18 protein-coding genes and 1 tRNA gene are annotated in these 13,347 nt (G+C 59.8%); 6 read left to right on the top strand and 13 right to left on the bottom strand.

The window, feature by feature from the left end; genetic code table 11:
• Positions 1-12: 12 nt before the first annotated feature.
• The gene (locus tag KNN17_RS08070) at positions 13-300 is read right to left on the bottom strand and encodes a hypothetical protein (RefSeq protein WP_078108165.1); all 288 of its coding nucleotides are present in this window, start codon (positions 298-300) and stop codon (positions 13-15) included.
• Between the two features lie 352 nt (positions 301-652).
• On the opposite strand from KNN17_RS08070, the gene KNN17_RS08075 reads away from it, so the two are divergent.
• The gene (locus tag KNN17_RS08075) at positions 653-1,039 is read left to right on the top strand and encodes a hypothetical protein (protein ID WP_241708256.1); all 387 of its coding nucleotides are present in this window, start codon (positions 653-655) and stop codon (positions 1,037-1,039) included.
• 14 nt (positions 1,040-1,053) lie between these two features.
• Here the strand turns inward: KNN17_RS08075 and KNN17_RS08080 are convergent, their stop codons facing one another.
• On the bottom strand, positions 1,054-2,361 hold the full coding sequence (locus KNN17_RS08080; RefSeq protein ID WP_241708257.1) for a hypothetical protein: 1,308 nt from the start codon (positions 2,359-2,361) through the stop codon (positions 1,054-1,056).
• Between the two features lie 88 nt (positions 2,362-2,449).
• Between KNN17_RS08080 and KNN17_RS08085 the strand changes: the two genes are divergently transcribed.
• Positions 2,450-2,836 carry a hypothetical protein gene (locus KNN17_RS08085; protein ID WP_241708258.1) on the top strand — a complete coding sequence of 129 codons (387 nt, stop codon included), beginning with the start codon at positions 2,450-2,452 and terminating at the stop codon, positions 2,834-2,836.
• Between the two features lie 11 nt (positions 2,837-2,847).
• On the opposite strand, the gene KNN17_RS22615 is transcribed toward KNN17_RS08085, so the two are convergent.
• The 7 genes from KNN17_RS22615 to KNN17_RS22625 form a co-directional block, all read right to left on the bottom strand.
• Positions 2,848-3,399, bottom strand: coding sequence for an HNH endonuclease (locus KNN17_RS22615; protein ID WP_372489644.1), 552 nt, complete (start codon positions 3,397-3,399; stop codon positions 2,848-2,850).
• 411 nt (positions 3,400-3,810) lie between these two features.
• On the bottom strand, positions 3,811-4,110 hold the full coding sequence (locus KNN17_RS22405) for an HK97 family phage prohead protease (RefSeq protein ID WP_274619684.1): 300 nt from the start codon (positions 4,108-4,110) through the stop codon (positions 3,811-3,813).
• The gene (locus KNN17_RS22620) at positions 4,083-4,331 is read right to left on the bottom strand and encodes an HK97 family phage prohead protease (RefSeq protein WP_372489645.1); all 249 of its coding nucleotides are present in this window, start codon (positions 4,329-4,331) and stop codon (positions 4,083-4,085) included. Before KNN17_RS22620 ends, KNN17_RS22405 begins: the two co-directional genes overlap by 28 nt.
• A gap of 15 nt (positions 4,332-4,346) precedes the next feature.
• Positions 4,347-4,931: a phage major capsid protein gene (locus KNN17_RS08095; RefSeq protein WP_242598655.1), complete on the bottom strand. Its 585-nt coding sequence runs from the start codon at positions 4,929-4,931 to the stop codon at positions 4,347-4,349.
• A complete protein-coding gene (locus KNN17_RS08100) occupies positions 4,892-5,983 on the bottom strand; it encodes a C40 family peptidase (RefSeq protein ID WP_241708260.1) in 1,092 nt (363 codons plus the stop codon). Before KNN17_RS08100 ends, KNN17_RS08095 begins: the two co-directional genes overlap by 40 nt.
• A gap of 26 nt (positions 5,984-6,009) precedes the next feature.
• Positions 6,010-6,735, bottom strand: coding sequence for a hypothetical protein (locus tag KNN17_RS08105; protein WP_241708261.1), 726 nt, complete (start codon positions 6,733-6,735; stop codon positions 6,010-6,012).
• Between the two features lie 53 nt (positions 6,736-6,788).
• Positions 6,789-7,688 carry a sigma factor gene (locus KNN17_RS22625; protein ID WP_372489646.1) on the bottom strand — a complete coding sequence of 300 codons (900 nt, stop codon included), beginning with the start codon at positions 7,686-7,688 and terminating at the stop codon, positions 6,789-6,791.
• Between the two features lie 190 nt (positions 7,689-7,878).
• On the opposite strand from KNN17_RS22625, the gene KNN17_RS08110 reads away from it, so the two are divergent.
• Positions 7,879-8,202: an ArsR/SmtB family transcription factor gene (locus KNN17_RS08110; RefSeq protein WP_241708262.1), complete on the top strand. Its 324-nt coding sequence runs from the start codon at positions 7,879-7,881 to the stop codon at positions 8,200-8,202.
• On the opposite strand, the gene KNN17_RS08115 is transcribed toward KNN17_RS08110, so the two are convergent.
• Entirely contained in the window at positions 8,156-8,662 is a 507-nt protein-coding gene (locus KNN17_RS08115; protein ID WP_241708263.1) for a hypothetical protein, read from the bottom strand. The genes KNN17_RS08110 and KNN17_RS08115 overlap by 47 nt on opposite strands.
• A gap of 223 nt (positions 8,663-8,885) precedes the next feature.
• On the opposite strand from KNN17_RS08115, the gene KNN17_RS22630 reads away from it, so the two are divergent.
• Positions 8,886-9,131, top strand: a complete 246-nt coding sequence (locus tag KNN17_RS22630; RefSeq protein WP_372489647.1) for a winged helix-turn-helix domain-containing protein — start codon at positions 8,886-8,888, stop codon at positions 9,129-9,131.
• 92 nt (positions 9,132-9,223) lie between these two features.
• Positions 9,224-9,472, top strand: coding sequence for a hypothetical protein (locus KNN17_RS08120; protein WP_241708264.1), 249 nt, complete (start codon positions 9,224-9,226; stop codon positions 9,470-9,472).
• 36 nt (positions 9,473-9,508) lie between these two features.
• On the opposite strand, the gene KNN17_RS08125 is transcribed toward KNN17_RS08120, so the two are convergent.
• Together KNN17_RS08125 and KNN17_RS08130 are read right to left on the bottom strand one after the other, a co-directional pair.
• Positions 9,509-10,639 (bottom strand): tyrosine-type recombinase/integrase, encoded by a 1,131-nt coding sequence (locus KNN17_RS08125; RefSeq protein ID WP_241708265.1) that lies wholly within the window; start codon positions 10,637-10,639, stop codon positions 9,509-9,511.
• A gap of 86 nt (positions 10,640-10,725) precedes the next feature.
• A tRNA-Leu gene (locus KNN17_RS08130) sits at positions 10,726-10,807 on the bottom strand.
• Between the two features lie 196 nt (positions 10,808-11,003).
• On the opposite strand from KNN17_RS08130, the gene KNN17_RS08135 reads away from it, so the two are divergent.
• Positions 11,004-11,609: an ANTAR domain-containing response regulator gene (locus KNN17_RS08135; protein ID WP_241708266.1), complete on the top strand. Its 606-nt coding sequence runs from the start codon at positions 11,004-11,006 to the stop codon at positions 11,607-11,609.
• Positions 11,610-11,802: 193 nt separating this feature from the next.
• Here the strand turns inward: KNN17_RS08135 and pyk are convergent, their stop codons facing one another.
• On the bottom strand, positions 11,803-13,302 hold the full coding sequence (gene pyk / locus KNN17_RS08140) for a pyruvate kinase (protein WP_241708267.1): 1,500 nt from the start codon (positions 13,300-13,302) through the stop codon (positions 11,803-11,805).
• Between the last annotated feature and the right edge of the window lie 45 nt (positions 13,303-13,347).

Raw genomic sequence — 13,347 nt, forward strand, 5'->3', positions numbered from 1 at the left:
GACGGATCGGACCTAGAATCCGAGCGGGAACGCCGATTGGGACCAAAGAATGTAGCCATTGATCCCGCCCAGGATTGCAGCCACTGGACCAGTCCAGAGCAAGATCATGCCACCGCCGGACGCGAGCCTCGACGACTGGCTCAGCTTTCCGGCCAGGAGCATGGCCGCTCCGACGATCGCCACGATAGCGATCACGATGAAGGCGCCAACGAGGATGCCTCCTCCAATCTCCTTCAACGAAGCGAGAAAGGGGAAGTTAGGATTCGGGGTGATTCCTGGGTCTACAGCTGCAAGCAACATCGAGCGCTCCGTCCGTCGTCTTCCAGAGGAATGAGCCGTGTGGGCTCACGACTTCATGGAGGCGGAGGGCTGGTGCGACATGACAACCTTTCAGACAGACACTCGTTCGAAGAAAGGCATCGTTTGGTCGACATGCATGTATCGGGCCAGGCAACACTCCACGTGGTTTGAGGCGGCTGATGACCTGCCAGCGCAGATCCAAAGACCCCTACCATTCAAAGCGTTCCTGGGGGGTCCCTCCCTTTTCGGCATGCAGGGCGGGAAGATGCGTTGCCAAAAAAGGAGAGGGCCGCCGTACGCCAGTGGACCCATATCACTTCTCTTATCTCCCCGGCTCACCTGAATCGATTGAGTGGGAGCCCACACACGCCTGGTACTCTCCACCTCGCGCCTCGAAGCCATGACCGGCCGGGAACGGTACGCCATGCTCATGGATGTTGAGCCAGGGTTCGTGATCCGCACGCCCCGCCCGGAATTGGCAACCCGCACATACTCGCAGAGTGACGATAGCGGGGATATCTGCACCCACGAGCTAAAGCTCTCCCCACGCGGAACCCTTGAACTGACCCTTGAGCAGACTGACATTGGCGACCCCTCGGGCGAACTGCACGTCGGCGAGCCGGTTGTGTTCCTCTACATCGGAGACGAGCGCCTAGCGCTCACGCCTCATGACCTTGTGGCTCTCGCCAAATCCGCCAACGCGGACGCTGTACAACTCACCCGCGCCTTGAGAGGCTGAACCGAAACGCGCGATCATCCTTGCGAATCCGGAACCAAATCGGCTCGCCAGCGGTGAACTGTTCCGTTCTGATCGACCGTATAGGTCTCGGTAGCCTGCCAAGTCGCTGGATCAATTTCGTAGGACTCAAGTACCTCGACGCCTTCCTCGAAGCGGCAGTTCTCCACTATCAGAGTGCCTGTGGAAACAGGACGGGCGGCCCCCATTCGCCCTGCATACCCAAATACGTTGCCCTCGAAGACGCAGTTTCTAAATGTCACCGACTCACGACCGGAACTAACGAACAGGTTCCCCGATTTAAAGGTGCAATAGTCGAATGTGACCTTGTGTTGATTAGCATTTACCACCAACGTGGCACCGCTCAGAATTACCCTGTTGAAAGCGGCTACGACCGGGAACCCGTTATCCCCTGGCCCTGGAGCAAGCGAAACCCTAAGCTGACCACGGTTTAGAGCCGCGTGGAACAAGGTGAATGCACCGGTCGACGTTACGTCCTGAAGATCAAGTATCCCTCCGTCGAGCACTACGTCTCCGAAGTAAAGGGGCTTGCCAGCCCCGGATGGGCGCCGCAGCGTCAGGGTGCCTCGGTCACGAAGAACAAGTCCGTCGACCGAAGGAAATCCCTGAGGGTCAGAGAGATCGATATTAGCCCCGCCCCAGTGCTTCCGCACGGAAGTGTCGTGCTTCAAGCGGCTCAGAATGACCTCAGTTAACGTGGCCATGACCTCCGCTCTGGCTGAATCATCAAAATAATGAGCGTATCGGAAGTAAGCAGACAGAAGATCTATGCAAACTTGGCGTTCGTCATGGTTACCGATCTCGGCCCAATCGTCGGCCAAGGCCGCCAAGCTGTAAATTCCGGCAAGCTTGATCGCCAAGTGTTCGGACCCTAGCTGCTCTGCCGTCTGGACATATCGGGAGCGCAGTTCCGCCGTCACAGAGTCCTTGCGCCGGTCTTGGTCCAAACCATGCTGTTTGTTCGCTAGTTCCAGAGCCTCGGCAGCGGTTTGTTGTGCTTTGGCCGCAGTGAGTTGGGCTTGGATACCAATTCGCTGAGTCTCTTCAGCAGTCTGCTGCCTCCTGTAAGAGAAGAACAGCGTCACCCCAACGCCCAGGGCTGCGCCCATCGTTACTGCGTTCCGGATGATCTCAAACCACTTGTCCTGGCTCATTCGCGGGCTGTGAAAGAAAGGGTTCAAATCCTTCGTCTCATATGCTGCGAGGAGCCAGATCAATCCGCCAACGGTAGCAACGGAGGCAAGGAAGCCCAGCAGAAATACTAGATAGAGCTTCATGGGCTGGCGTGGCGGGCGATTCGACATACCGCACACTTTAGGGTCCTTGGGACACCGATCCACAAAAGAGAGGCCACTGCGTGTCGTTACATGGACCTTCGCCTATGATGTGGCCATGACTGCAATTGGGGGAAACGAGCAGCCCAAGAAAAACACGCTCAGATGGGCACTCATCACCTTATCCGCACTCGTCGTGCTTTTTGTGGCTCAGTGTTCGATAGCTTTGGCCAAAGACCCTAGCAAGACCCCGCTGAATCTAACTGACGCGGGGGCGGCGGGGAACTGCATTGGGGAACTGCAACTGGAGTACCAAGCGAACGGCATGCACATAGTTGGCAGAGCCGAAGACTTCACCGTGACGTCAAAGACTGACGTCCGCACAGAGCTTGATGGGAAAGTAACCCTCGTGGACCTCAACACCGGGGGTAGCTTCCGGCGCATCACATGTGTTGTAGAACGAGGCAAAGACGGTTCAGTCCAGACAAGCCCCAGCGTTCGCTGACCTGTCGGAACCTAGCGGTTCACAGTTATCCCTGCGGACTTGAACCGGTTGCAAGGACCGCAAAGAATTTGCAGGTTCTCAGGGTTATTGCTGCCACCCATTGATACCGGAATGACGTGATCGTATTGAAGTTCGGTTTCTGACCCGCAGTTTCGGCACCGGCCTTCGTCGCGAGTCCAGACCAAAAGCTTCACATCATCAGGTATCTGGCGTCGCGCTGGGGCGTTTCGCGGCGTCGATCCCATTGCAACCGTCGCTTGGGCGCGCTCGATGTGTTGCCTGTCTCGTTGCTTCCTGGTCATTATCAGGGCGTAAATCTCCGCGGCCTTAAGCCCGTCGTTTTCCCAATAGAACTTATTCTCGAACTGCCAGTATTTTCTGCCGTGCACCGTAACTACGGGACTCGGATACCTGCGCTGACCTTCTTGACGTTCGCTAAACTCCTGCTTTGTCAGCTTCTTAAGTTGATAGGACTTCCTTCCGACGGTCAGAAAAACTGGACCCTTGCCCGTCCAGAACCCGGGCCGGTGAGTGAGACTCACATTTTCGGCTCTGCGCAGCATCCCCAACTACCCCTATTCTGATCCTGGTGTCGCCAAGTCGGCACGGGATCGTACTGGTCCATCTGAATTTGAGTCTACTGGCCAGGACTCCGAAAACTTCCCGTTCAGTAGAGGTCGACGTGCCGACGCGTTTCGAACCGGGATTAACGCGAAGGCCCGCCATTGGCGGAGGAATTTCACCACGGCGGGCCTTGCGGTTTTGGGCGCTGGCCGGGAGCGGAGAAAGGAGACGCTCCCTTTCGGCCATCGTTCCGGGTGCATGGCTGTCCATGGCCCGGCACCCGACGACGTTTACGCCCGGTCTATGGGAGACCGAGCTTCCGCCTGAGCACTTCCAGCCGTGGAGCGTCTCCGCTCAACAACTCCGTCAGTGGGATTCCGTGGCGGACTGCGGAGCGCAGCCGTTCGTAGTCAACGCCAGTGCGGCTCGCGAGCGAACGCATGCCGGGCCGTCGTGTCCCGATAGGCCGGGGAAACAACGGGTGCCACGTCGATAAGCTGCACGCTGTGAAGCGTCCGCAAGAGCACGCCTTGGTCGTCGTTCCAATCGTCTTCTACCGTGCGGAAGGCGAAGGATGAATAGCGGAGATCCCCGCGCTTCGCGAGCGCGGCGACGTCGCGCCCGGCCTGTGTGTCCGGCAAATCAACCTGATGCCGCAGCCCGTAACTATCTTTGGAAAGCGTCAGCGTACCGGCCTCGGTCGTGCCCAAGAGAGTTGGTCGTCCGAGTGGTTGAATCGGGCCACAACCGGCGCTCTGTCGCCAAGCGATTTGTTGAACGCAGCCGGGCCCCCCTGTTCCCTGAATCCGCCCAGGTTTTCGGACAAATTGCCGAATACACTGGCGTAGCCGACCAGTGTGCCCACGCCGTCCGTGCCGGACGCGCGGAATTCCAGGACGCCCGGCAGAACGCGAGCCTCTTGTTCGCGCATTCGTCCAACCCTTTCTTAGGTAGCTGCTGCGCCAGCGAAGTGCTTCACAGCGCCCGTTTGGTCCACCAGGATGCCGTCAGCCCGGACAAGGCAGCGGAAGGCAACGACGTCGGAATCGAACTTGAAGTCATCGCTGCGTTCGAAGCGGATACCGTTGACCAAGCGGACGTAGTACTGGGACAGGTCACCAAATGCGATGCTCATGGCGTTGACGGCCGTGGCGGCAACGTTTGCATCCGCGTAGACCGGCTTGCCTAGGATCATGTCCGGGGAACCGACGGTCACCGACGTGTCCCAGAGGTAGCGGCCCTGGTTGTCCTTGAGCTTCCGGAGAACTCCCGACGTCGTGTCGTTCACGAGCCAGCCTGCCTGAGGGCTGTTCCGGTATGGCGGAATCACCGAATAAAACAGGTCAATTACGTTGTCGAAGTTCGGTGCACCAGTTACGCCGGTCGCGCCGATCACGCCAAGCGTGGAGGACTGAAACAGCCCCGTGGGCTTGCCGGAACCGTTGCCCGTCACGAGGTCCGCGCCAAGCGCGTTGCCGACAGCCCTTGAAATTATCCCAACAAATCGAAGTACGCAGTACCCGAGTTCCATTCGACAGGATGCCGCAACGTCCCAACAGCCGGATTCAGCGCGCTGTACATCATGCCGTCACCGGCATAGATGCCGACGTGCCCCCAATTGTTCGGGCCCTGCGGGTTCTGCACCACCAAGTCCCCTGGCTGTGGATTGTCAGTTCGGTGCCCCACGGTCCACTGATCTACACGTGGCAGGTTGAACCCCACCTGCTTGAAGATCCATTGGACGTAGCCTGAGCAGTCCCAAGCTTTGAACGCCGTTCCACCCCACACGTACGCCCCACCCAGCCCTTCTTGAGCAAAGTGCAGAATGTCCTTCCGGATCTGGCTCAGATTCGTCGGCATGACCGGCGACGCCGAACCGTTCGGAACGCTGTCGCAAGAAGCTGGTGCATTGCCACCTGTGAGGGCGTCAACGACTTCCGTTGCCTCAGGTTCCCACCGCGCGTACAGCTCGGGAAAGGCCGACACTTGCACAGCTTGGGCGGCCTCGCCCTTATCCATGGACTGCCAGGCGGGGACATCAAGCAGCCCGCGCGGGCTCCCGTGGTTGGGTCCGCCCGGTCCGCCGTAGAAGGCCCGTGCGTTGTAGTTAGGGTCCATTAGTTGCTCGATGGTCCCCCAGCCAGCCGCTGGACGTTGCTGCGCGGTCCCAAGGGAGTCGTGGTCGCTGCCGACTCCGTCGTGCCGGATCAAAAGCGAAGCGGGGACGTTTGTGTTCGCCAGGACTCTCAGCCCGGATTCCTGGAGGGCCATCATGATCGCGATGATTTGGCCGTCCCTCGGCACTCCCTTCTGCTTTCCGACTGCAATGTAAATCCGCGCAACCGACACCTGTCCGGAAGTTAGGGTAGCCGGCGCCTCGCTGTTTGGCTGAATCTGCAGACCAGTGGCTTCATCCGATGGCGCATGGCCCTTGCCGATCGCATCGAGCGAGCAAGTACTAGCAGTGGTTGCCGAGTTGGCGGCAAACACTGCCACACCAGCGTAAAACGCAAAGGCACAGATCAGGGTTAGCGCCATAACCACAGCCGCCGATGACCGCAGAATAGCGCGGTGCTTCGCCAAACCGGCCAGACTCGCAGGAGCGGGCATCAGTACACGATCCTGCTCGGCGTCGCGTAGAAGCCAACCACGTCACAATGATCAGTCGGGGCCGTGCTGGCCGGTGGACAATTCACCATGACGCTCACGGGAGCCGCATAGGCGTTGCGGTCAGATTTCGATTGATCAATAACGCTCAGAGTGGCCGTGCAGACGTGAAGGCCAGCCCACGGCGCCGGGTGCTCGCGCACCTTGGCCAGCTCGCCGTCGCACACAAGGGACTGGACCGTCGCCGATCGGCGCGCCTGCTCCCCTGCCAAGGTTGCATAGGTTCCCGCGTTGACCCCGGTCGCTTCGAACTCCTGCACAAACACCGTTAGGGGGTTGGAACCGTCCGGCAGAACGTCCCACCAATCACGGAGCCGGGAGTAGACCTCAGAGTACGACGCCGTTCTCGTGTCCCAGGTGTAAATCGCCGTCGCCGCCGCGGAAGCAAGCCTCCGATAGTCCGTTGTGCGCGGTTCTCCGACCGCGGGTGGAGTTTCCAACGCGGAAGCTGCGGTCGGCGACGCGACTGGCGAGAAGGTCGACGACGCCGCCGGGCCAGTGGGTGCCGAGCCAGCCGTCAAGGGTGAAGCAGGCTCCGTTCGGGTCCCGCCCGCGGGAAGCGCAAGAATGAACATTGCCGCCACCACACTCAGAATTGCCAGGACGCCGATCCACCAGGACCGCCGTTTCCCTGTGCCCAGCAGAAAACGCCTCTGCAACAGCCCCATGTCTGCCTCCTTGTCCCCCTTCTATTGCAAGCAGTACCGGCTCACGACATGACTCATGGGGCCGCTGTCATTCCATTCCGGAGAATCTTCCACGACGCCTGATACAACCGCCGGGCAAAGCCGATCTGCACAGCGACATAGCGTTCGGTGACCCCGAGCTCAGCCGCCAACGATTCCAGGGCTCGATTTCTCTCCGGCCCACGAACACCTCGACGAACGATGGTCGATGCGACTCGACGGAGCACTAGCGTCGGCAGGCATTCAGCTGCATATCGGCAGAGATCTTCGACGCTGCGGACGTCTGCCGGCTCTACGTCCAAGGCACTTTGAACGGTCTTCGCCGTCTGGCGCACTACTGTCACCGCATGCCAGCGGCGGCGATCCTGTGGCGAGGGCGGACCGTATCGACGCGGCGCAGTAAGACTATCCATGGCTAGGCCCCAGATGCTCTCATTCACACTCGCTCTGGTCAGGGCAATAATCGCTCGCGCCCATTCCTGGTCTACTACCCCATCAGCGCCTCTCTCCCAGTTCCGGTCGATAGCCAAGAGAGCGAGGGCGTCAGACGAATCCGGGGAGTCACCGCAGCTTGGTTCGACCAGCAGCGGCAGCGTCTGATGGGACAGCTCACGGCGAATGTGTGCGGCGCATACGTTGCCCGTCACTCCCTGTACCCATGCCTCAAAGCGAACACCGGGGAGTTGGCGATAGTGGCCGCGCGCGACTCCATCCCAGACCGCCACCCGGATGTCCTGCATGACGTCGTCCGCATCGCATGCTCGCCCGATCCGGGAGAGATGGGAAACGACGTAACGTCGGACTCCCTCGACGGCCACCATGATCTGGTCAACCGGGATTGGCACCGGTTCGAGAGGCCTGGTAAGGGAAACATCAATAGTCGCTGGTATTGGTTGTTCTTGTTGGGCTTGATTCGCCCCGTCTTCGACACTCATGGTCTTCACCGCTTCGACAAAGCAGGCTCCAATAGTCCGGCGCGGGTACCCCCGCACATGAGGGTGTCAGCCCGTGATCGACTCCACCCACAATCGCAACAAAGCTATGCAAACTATTGTCAAGAATAATTAAAGTACCGTCAAGACTGCGAGTCTTACTTTTCTGTACGCGTTCGGTAAGAATGGTTCCATGCCAAGGATTACCCAGCCCCGCGACGACGCTTGGTCGTCCGACGTCGAGGCTGCCGTCGCGACCTTTGGGAATAGGTCGCGGAACGAGATCCTCCGCTATCTTTCAGCCCACGGCCCCGCAACACGCGGAGACATCGTGGATGCAGTGAGTGCCGGTGAGCCAAGCGTGGCAAAACACCTTCTGGCCCTTGAAACGTTCGGCGTGATCAAAGTCGACGTAGAACCCGGTCGGAGGCACGGCCGGTCGCCTCGTTATTCAGCAAACGCCGCCCGCATTAAGGAACTTCTGGATGCTCATCTTGAGTATCTGATGGAGAACTAGCAGCAGCATCCTCGGCGGCAGGATGCCTGCCGATGTCCTTGTTGAGATACTCGGAGATCACACGAAGAGTCTCCGGCGATACATCCCCTAGAGTTCGGGCCGCAAAGGACTTCACCCGTGCCGCGCGGAGGGACTTGACGAACTCAAGCTGGGAATCGATGCGTTCTGGCAAGTTAGCTTTGTTGCCCACCAGAAGGTATGAGCGGTCGACGTTGAAGATGTCACACAATGCGGTTAGCAATTCAGTATCGCTGACGAGGCGACCGCGTCCGTCCTTCATGTAGAACCAGCGGGCTCTGGAAAGCTTGATACCCCTTCCGGCCAGTTCATCCTGGACTTCGCGGAACGTCACCGGCTTCCCTCGTTCCGCTACGACGACGTCAAGGAGCAGATTCAGGCGCCGGGCAAGTTCCGCCTGAGGGGTCAGAGTGCCAGCCAAGCCCATCTCTTCTCTTGGCATAGCCACCCCTTCGGAACTTACTGGGACCCTGCCGCAGAATCAGATTTCGCAGCACTTACTAGTGCCCCCAGTATTTCGCGGGTGATCCCGCAGGGCAATGAGCCCGCCCACGTTCACACGGGCCTTCACAGGTTAAGTAGTCCGGAGTAGCCTGCTGCTGTAGACCCGTCTACAGCAGCAATTTCTATCGTTCACAGGTCTGGTCTCAATGTCGAACATCTTGATGAACCGAACACGAAGCCAAATCATCCGTTTCCTTCTTAGGAATGGGCCCGCGAGCTGCACGGAAATCGGTTCGGAACTCCGAATCTCTTCCTCAGCCATCCGCCGTCAGATCGCACTTTTGAAGGGCGCCGGGCTCGTGGAATCTTCCGATTCATCAAGGGTTTCGGCCTCTCCACAGAGCGTACGAGCGGCCGCCGAAGCCTTTTCCGCGACCTTGGGGAGCGAAGGTCTGTCCGTGTATTGATCGGCCAATGTGGTCACTTGGGCTTAGTCATGTCAATTCCTGCATCCACGGGCATGAACTGCCAACACCACTCACGAAATCAGGGAAGACAAATGGACCTTGAGTTCTTCGAGCCGGCCGAGGCGGCTGCCATCATGCGATGCACTGAGGCCTGGCTTCGCGACGGCGCCGCCGCTGGGCGTTTCCCACATACCTGCTGGGGCAAGGGAAAGATCATCTTTACGTCCGAGCACATCATGGAAATCGCTCGCCTGAGTGAGGTGCCGGTGCAAGCAGCACCGACGGCGCCCGCCCGACTCATCGGAACTCGCGGGAAGGGCCGGCTGTCCCCGGTGAACTAACGTGCGGACCGCGCGGCTTTGGCGCCGCCCACACCTTCAGTGAACGAATCCGGTGATCGAACGCTCTGTGGCGTCAGCGCCTGCCTGCAGCGCCTGTGGCATCAGATGCCCGTACACCTGTTCCGTTGTCCGGGTTGAAGCGTGGCCGAGGCGCCGCGAAATGGTAAATAGCGAAACCCCGTCCTGGATCAGCCAGGACGCATGCGTGTGCCTGAGATCATGTATACGTGGCGTCTTCGTCAGCCCAATCGCCTGCGCCGTCCTGACGGCTGGCACCCAGTAGTGATGCCAATACAGCTTGTGGACGATTCGCTGTCCTTTTGGAGTGGTGAATAGAAGTTCCTTCCCGGGGCGACTGGCCACCAGCGGGATCAATAGCTCGACCAGTGCCGGATTGAGTCCGATGGTGCGCTTTCCGGCGCCGGTCTTCGTGGCTCCAATGTAAAACTGCGACTGCCCGTCCCGTTTCCAGGCCTTGTTGATCCGTACCGTGGGCGGCTTGGACAAAAGGTCAACATCCCCCACGGTAAGCGCCGTTGCTTCGCCGAACCTTGTTCCGGTCATGACGAGGAAGCTCGTAAACGCCTTGTATCTCTCCCCCATGCCTTCCATGATCAGGCTGAATTCGGAATGCGTGAGAAACATCGCTTCATCCTCAGCCCGGTCAAGGCTAGGCAGCTGCACGCCACGACAAGGGTTCCGGGGGATGTATTGAAGCATCTCGGCAGTGTTCATCGCCGCAGAGATAAGACCATGAACATTGTGGATGGTCTTCGGTGAACGGCCCTTGGCCATCATCGACTTGACCCAGTGATTCATGTGCCGATAATCGAGCTTGTCCACCGGGATATGACCAATGACGTCCCGCACATGAAGGTCCAGCATCGTCTGGTAAGTCCGGGTGGTTCCACTTGAGGGCCGGATCAGGAGGTCAATATGCTCCTGAATCACTTCGGCCACAGTCGGTACTTTCGACTGGTTCGCGAGGATTGCTTGCTGGGCGATTTCGAAGGATTGTCCGTTCGCGTCCAACAGCCGTTTGAGGGTCTCGGCCTCCGATTCGGAGGCGACAGTCAGGCCTTGTTGCTCGTGGCTCTTCGGGTCTCGCCAAAGCACCATGAAGGACGATGTACCGTCCTTTTTCATGCGTTTGCGAATGCTGGCCACATAAAAATGCTAGGCCCGTGTCAACACTTTTGGTCTTTTTGTCAACAGTCAGGGGCCAAATAGACCCCTGACCTGCGGAAACACTGTGCCCGAGGTGGGACTCGAACCCACACACCTTTCGATACCGCATTTTGAGTGCGGCGCGTCTGCCAATTCCGCCACTCGGGCGCGGAAACACCGAAACAAGACTAACCGACGTCGGGCTCTTCACAGAACTCAACGCTCCCTGTTGCAGTGCGCGAAACTACTCTACATGCAGATAGGCTAATTTCCAGAACCGGCTCGGCCGAGCAATAAATCATACGCACGGACCGGGTGCAACTAAGATGGTTGAGAACCCGCCGTACGTCTTGAAGGAGATCCCGTGTCAGAACAGACGGAGTCCAAGCCCGCATCCCAGCCGGCACGCCGAGTAGTTGTCGCAGAGGATGAGACCCTCATCCGCCTGGACATCATCGAGATCTTGAAGGGCGAAGGCTACGACGTTGTCGGCGAGGCCGACAACGGTGAGAAGGCTGTCCAGCTGGCCGAGGAACTGAAGCCGGACCTGGTCCTCATGGACGTCAAGATGCCTGTCATGGACGGCATCTCCGCCGCGGAGAAGATCGTCAAGGCGAGGATCGCCCCCGTGGTCCTCCTGACAGCGTTCAGCCAGAGGGAACTCGTGGAGCGCGCACGCGATGCCGGCGCCATGGCCTACGTCGTCAAGCCCTTCACCCCGGCAGACCTGATCCCGGCCATCGAGATCGCCCTTTCCCGCCACGAAGAGATCAAGGCGCTCGAAAACGAGGTGTCCGACCTTCAGGAGCAGTTCGCCACGCGCAAGCTTGTGGAGCGCGCCAAGAGCCTCTTGACCACGAAGATGGGCCTCACGGAGCCGGAAGCGTTCCGTTGGATCCAGAAGACCTCCATGGACCGTCGCCTCAGCATGCGCGAGGTCGCCGAGACCATCATCAACCAGGTCAACTAGCACTCCCCCGCGAAGGGCGCCGCTTCCACGTGAAGCGGCGCCCTTCGTCGTCTCCGGGCAGCCCCCGACGACGAACAGCACCCGCCGCGGCGACGAACCACCCAGCCCCAAACAAAACAGAACAAAAAACAAAGGAGGCCCCGCCACACGGCGGAGCCTCCCCTGCTAGATCCGAAAAGCTAATCCGAAAAGATCAGACCTTCGACTTGGCCTTCTTCTTTTCCGGCCACGGTCCGACCTTTTCCTTGCGGGCTGCGGCTTCTTCCACGCGGGACGTGTCCGCGAGGTCTCCCACCTTGTGGACCTTGAGTGAGTTCGTGGAACCGGCCTGTCCAGGAGGGGAACCGGCAGCAATGACCACGAGATCGCCGTTCTCCACGATCTTCATCTCGAGGAGGCTGCGGTCCACCTGGGCCGTCATGGCGTCGGTGTGGCCCACCATGGGGACGAGGACGGGCTGGATGCCCCACGTCAGCGCCAACTGGTTCCAGACGTGCTCCACGGGGGTGAAAGCGAACACCGGCTTGACGGGACGCAGACGGGACAGGCGGCGGGCCGAGTCGCCGGACTGGGTGAAAGTACAGATGTACTTTGCGTCCAGCTGGTCGGCGATTTCGACGGCGGCACGCGTGATGGCGCCACCGCGGGTCTTGGGCTTGGTACCCAGCGGAGGAACGCGTTCGAGGCCGTGCTCTTCAGTGGACTCGATGATGCGGGCCATGGTCTTGACCGTCTCGATCGGGTACTTGCCCACGCTGGTCTCGCCGGAGAGCATGACTGCGTCGGCGCCGTCGAGCACTGCGTTGGCGCAGTCCGAAGCTTCGGCACGGGTCGGTCGCGGGTTGTCGATCATCGATTCAAGGACCTGGGTGGCCACGATGACGGGCTTGGCCCATCGGCGGGCCAGTTCGATGGCGCGCTTCTGGACGATCGGCACTTCCTCGAGCGGGAGTTCCACGCCGAGGTCGCCACGGGCAACCATGATGGCGTCGAAGGCGTCGATGATTTCGTGGAGCTGGTCCACTGCCTGCGGCTTCTCGATCTTGGCGATCACCGGCACGCGGCGGCCCTCTTCGTCCATGATTTCGTGCACGCGCTTGATGTCGGAGGCATCGCGGACGAAGGACAGTGCGACCAGGTCGACACCGCGCTTCATGGCCCAACGGAGATCGTCCTCGTCCTTTTCGCTCAGCGCGGGGACGTTGACGGCAACGCCTGGCAGGTTGATGCCCTTGTTGTTGGAGACCCAGCCGCCGACGGTCACCGTGGCGACCACCTTGACGTCGTCAACCTCGATGGCGCGCAGCGCGACCTTGCCATCGTCGATCAGCAATGCATCGCCGACGTTGACGTCTTCGGTGAGGCTCTTGAGCGTGGTGGAGCAGATGTCCCTGGTACCGGGGACGTCCTCGGTGGTGATGGTGAAAGTGTCACCGACGGCGAGCTCGTGGGGGCCGTCGACAAATCGACCCAGGCGGATCTTCGGGCCCTGCAAGTCGGCCATGATGGCAACGGGCTTGTGGAGCTGGGCGGAAGCCTTGCGGACGTTCTCGTACGTGTTGTCGTGTACCGAGTAGTCGCCGTGGCTCATGTTCATGCGGGCGACGTCGACGCCGGCTTCCAGCACCGCGAGGGTGTTGTCAAAGCTGGAAATTGCCGGTCCGAACGTTGCCACGATTTTTGCGCGTCTCATATACCTACCCTAGTAGTGTGCTGCAGTTGGAGTTGGGAAAGCGTC

The sequence above is a fragment of the Arthrobacter bambusae genome (assembly GCF_022606295.1).
Taxonomy (GTDB): Bacteria; Actinomycetota; Actinomycetes; order Actinomycetales; family Micrococcaceae; genus Arthrobacter; species Arthrobacter bambusae_A.